The following is a 3,824-nucleotide window of genomic DNA, read 5'->3' as shown; positions in this document are numbered from 1 at the left end:
GCATTGTTGCAGCCACTCCGCACATGGTTCCCGGTACAGCTTGGATGCCACCCATCGATCGGGTCAAAACACAGGTTGCCGAATTGAATCAAACCATCACCGATGAAGGTCTGGAACTTGAAATCGTTTCTGGTATGGAGATCGCACTGGACCCCCAGATCCCGAAAATGCTTGACGGCGACCGGTTGCTGCCCCTGGGAAACTCCTCCTGCCTGTTGATCGAGCCGTCATTCCAGCAACTTCCTCCGGGATGGGAGCAGGTCATCTTTGCAATCCTGGCCAAGGGATATTCAATTCTGCTGGCCCATCCCGAGCGATGTGCACAGCTTGCAGCCAATTCGGGCCTGATAGACCGGCTCATCGAATCGGGCGTTTACCTGCAGGTCAACTGGGGCAGCTTTCTCGGCCAATACGGTCGGGCGGTTGCCCGCAAAGCCCGTTTGATGGCCGAAAACGGCCAGATCCACTGCCTGGCCACCGACAGCCACCACCCAGAATGGCACAACCCGGCGGGCATTCAGGCGGCAACGGACAAACTGCGTGCGATAATCGGCCAGGAGAACCTTCAGCGAATCACCACGGACAATCCGCTGCGCGTGCTGAACGGCGAGTTGCTACAGCCGATGACAGTATCCAGCGAAATGAGTGGGAGAAGCAAGAAGCGCTGGTGGCGATTTTGGTGAGGGGTAAAGAATCCTATCTCATAGATATCGCCAGAGTCGAAGGCGTGCCTATTCTAATTCTATGAATGGCGTGTGGCACTTTACTTAAACCTGAAAAAAATACCCCTCACCCTGTCCCGCTCCCCAAAAGGGCGAGGGAACGTTGAAACAGCCATCGTTCATCTTGGGCAACTATAATTTGATGCGTACACCACTTCGTATTCTTTTGAGCGCGGTTCTATTGGCACTGGGGTGCTGGACGGTTTATTTCAACTGGCCGCAACGGGCTGTTTGGCAGGCAAGCTATACCTTTTCGGAAGAGGAGGCACGGCAGCTCAAGGTTTATCCAAAGGCCCAGTATGAACTGGGCATGCACGCCTGGCTGCAGCAGCAACCGGAGAATGCCGCAGGGTTTTTCCGGCAGGCCGTTTCACAAGACCCCCTATTTATAGACGCGTGGCTCAGGTTGGCCGAAACCGAGGCCGCACTGGGCGGTGAAGAAAAAGCCAAAGACATCCTGACCTTCACAACCGATTTGACGGAGCAGGTGGTTCGCTGGAAATGGGAACAGATGTTGCTGGCCCGTGAACTGGGCATGCACCATCGCCTTTACCGCAACACCAATTATCTCTTGTCCAGAAAAATGCTCGTGCAGGATACGCTGCAACTGTTGCACACCCACATTGGCGGTAATGCTTCAGCCGCAGTCGCTGTTTTAGAACCGGCAAATCTGACAGCTTATCTCGACTGGTTGATACGGTGGGGAATGACTGACGAGAGCCTGATCGTGTGGCAGGCCATGAAAAAGGTCGCCGAACCGGAAAAGGAAATCGCTCTGCGGTATGCCCATTTTCTGCTGAACCATAAACGCATCGCCCCTTCGGTGGACGTTTGGCAACAATACACCGGCAGTGCCGGCCTGACCAATGCGGGGTTCGAAAGCAGCCTTACCGGACAGGGGTTTGATTGGCGTTACTGGGGTGAAAAGGACGGCAGCTGGCAACTGAAACGGGTCTACAACGAGGCTGCCGAGGGTGAATATGCCCTTAAGATCAAATTCGATGGGCAAGAAAATGTGTCATTTCAGCATCTCTACCAGATTTTCGCAGTCAATCCGCAAGACAAATATCGCCTGACGTATGCCTGGAAAAGCAGAGGAATCACGACGGATGAGGGCCCGTTTGTAGAGATTGTCGGCTACGACAAGCAGGGCCTTTACCGTGCCGGACCGATGATTACGGGATCGAATGGCTGGCACGAGGAATCCATCGCATTTGAGGTGCCCGCGGACAACCAGGCGGCGGTGGTGCGCTTGCGGCGCCGGACCAGCATGCGCTTCGACTCCAAAATCAGGGGCACGGTGTGGCTCGACAACTTCCGGCTGGAGAAAATTGAAAACAATAGAAGCTCTTGAGTAGCTGCGCTGTTGAACATAATAAATGTTAAAAAATATACAACAAAATTACATTAGATGAACTCGTAAAAAACAGATTTCCGACGAATCCGAAAAAAGCCCGAGATCAAGGCTTGCGGGCCGTGAAAACGAGCTTAGGCGAGCGAATTGCAAAACGGTCAGGCTCCTTACGGCGAACATATATGTTCTATCCCGAGAATACCGCTATCGCGGGTGCCGCAGGCAGCGTACTTACGGTACTCCGCAGTGACGAGGGATGAAGCGTAACGCAGATATCAGACTTTTTACGAATCCGTCACATTTCAACTAAAGAGGTAACAGATGCCACCAGATCAAGCAGGATACGCAGACAATTCCGGGGATCGAATGCTGCCGGATATAGCGGGCAATCATCTTCCAACCAACCAATTTCAAAAGCCGTTCCATGACTGGCAGGAAACCGAAGAAATCCAACTGCGCGACTACCTGGAGGTCATCCTGCGCAGGAAGTGGCTGATTCTGACCGTGCTCTCTCTGGTCTTCTTGTCGACATTGATATTCACCCTAGCCGTCACCAGGATCTATGAAGCCTCGGCGGTCGTTGAGGTCAGCCAGGAAAACCCGCATGTGACAAACTTTAAGGAGGTACTGGGTTCGGAAATCCAGGCGCGCGAATTTTATGAAACCCAGGTCGAGCTGATTCGCAGCAAAGCGATGATCCACCGTGTGATCGAAAAACTCGATTTAATTGATCATCCGGTTATCCGGAAAATGGTCTTCAATGACGGTCAGCCAAGTTTGGTTAAGCGGATCGGAGATGCCTTCAAATCCCTGGCGGGAAGGGTGTCCCCCGGCGAGGCCCAGCCGGCGGTGGCCGAGGATATTGAGGCGCATCAAGAGGTGACCGAATACCTGTCGGAAAACCTGACGGTTTCCCCAAGCCGGAAGTCCATGTTGATCGATGTGGCATTTCGCTCACCGGATCGCCAGTTGTCCCAATCGGTGGTCAACACGATTGTCGAGGATTTCATCCTGTGGAAGATGGAACTGAAGGTCGAGGCCTCCGGCATCGCCCGGGATTTCCTGATGATGCAGATGGACCGGGCAAAGATCAACCTTGAAAAAGCCGAGGAGCGCCTCAACGAGTTTGCCAAACATGCCGGCATCGTTTCGCTGGATGCCCGTATTAACAGTATATATCGCCACCTGGAGGAGTTGAACTCGACATTCGCTGCGGCCGAGGCCAACATGATCACCAAGAAAGCCACCTACCAGCAGGCCGTCAAAGACGGGCATGCCAACCTTCCCCGGGTGCTGGAAAGCGACCTGATCGCCAGTCTGAAAGACAAGTACGCCGACCTGAACGCTAGTTACGAAGAGTTGAAAGCGACCTTCCACGATGAGTATCCCAAGGTAAAAACCCTGAAAGCACGCATGGACAGTATCGCGGCCCTGATCGAGGCCCAGGAAAGAGGAATTTTTCAATCCATCGAGAACGAATACGAATCCTCAAAAAAGGTCGTCAGCGCCATGGAAAAACGAATCGAGGGGCAGAAGAAGCTGGTTCTGGATCTCAACGATCGTGCCACCCAGTATTCGATCATGGCCCGCGAAGTGGACACCAACAAGGCCATTTACCAGAGCCTGCTGCAGCGCGCCAAGGAGATCGAATCCATGGCCGGCGTCTCTTCGAGCAACATCCAGATCGTCAACCGGGCGGACCTGCCGCTTTTGGCCGTCAAGCCCAACGTCAAACTCAATTTGGTGCT

The 3,824-nt window shown here is 53.6% G+C and carries 3 protein-coding genes; all 3 read left to right on the top strand.

Annotation, left to right across the window (positions count from 1 at the left end; all coding sequences use genetic code 11):
- Positions 1-683 (top strand): tyrosine-protein phosphatase (locus ABYV26_RS22635; RefSeq protein ID WP_372683625.1); only part of this gene is annotated, 683 nt, incomplete at its 5' end.
- Positions 684-825: 142 nt separating this feature from the next.
- Positions 826-2,076, top strand: coding sequence for a tetratricopeptide repeat protein (locus ABYV26_RS22630; RefSeq protein WP_372683624.1), 1,251 nt, complete (start codon positions 826-828; stop codon positions 2,074-2,076).
- A 321-nt stretch (positions 2,077-2,397) separates the two neighbouring features.
- A partial coding sequence (locus tag ABYV26_RS22625) for a GumC family protein (RefSeq protein ID WP_372683623.1) occupies positions 2,398-3,824 on the top strand: 1,427 nt, incomplete at its 3' end.

Source organism: Desulfosarcina sp. (assembly GCF_041551955.1).
Taxonomy (GTDB): domain Bacteria; phylum Desulfobacterota; class Desulfobacteria; order Desulfobacterales; family Desulfosarcinaceae; genus Desulfosarcina.
The sequence above is the reverse complement of the archived record's forward strand: the minus strand, read 5'-3'. Positions and strand labels throughout refer to the sequence as shown.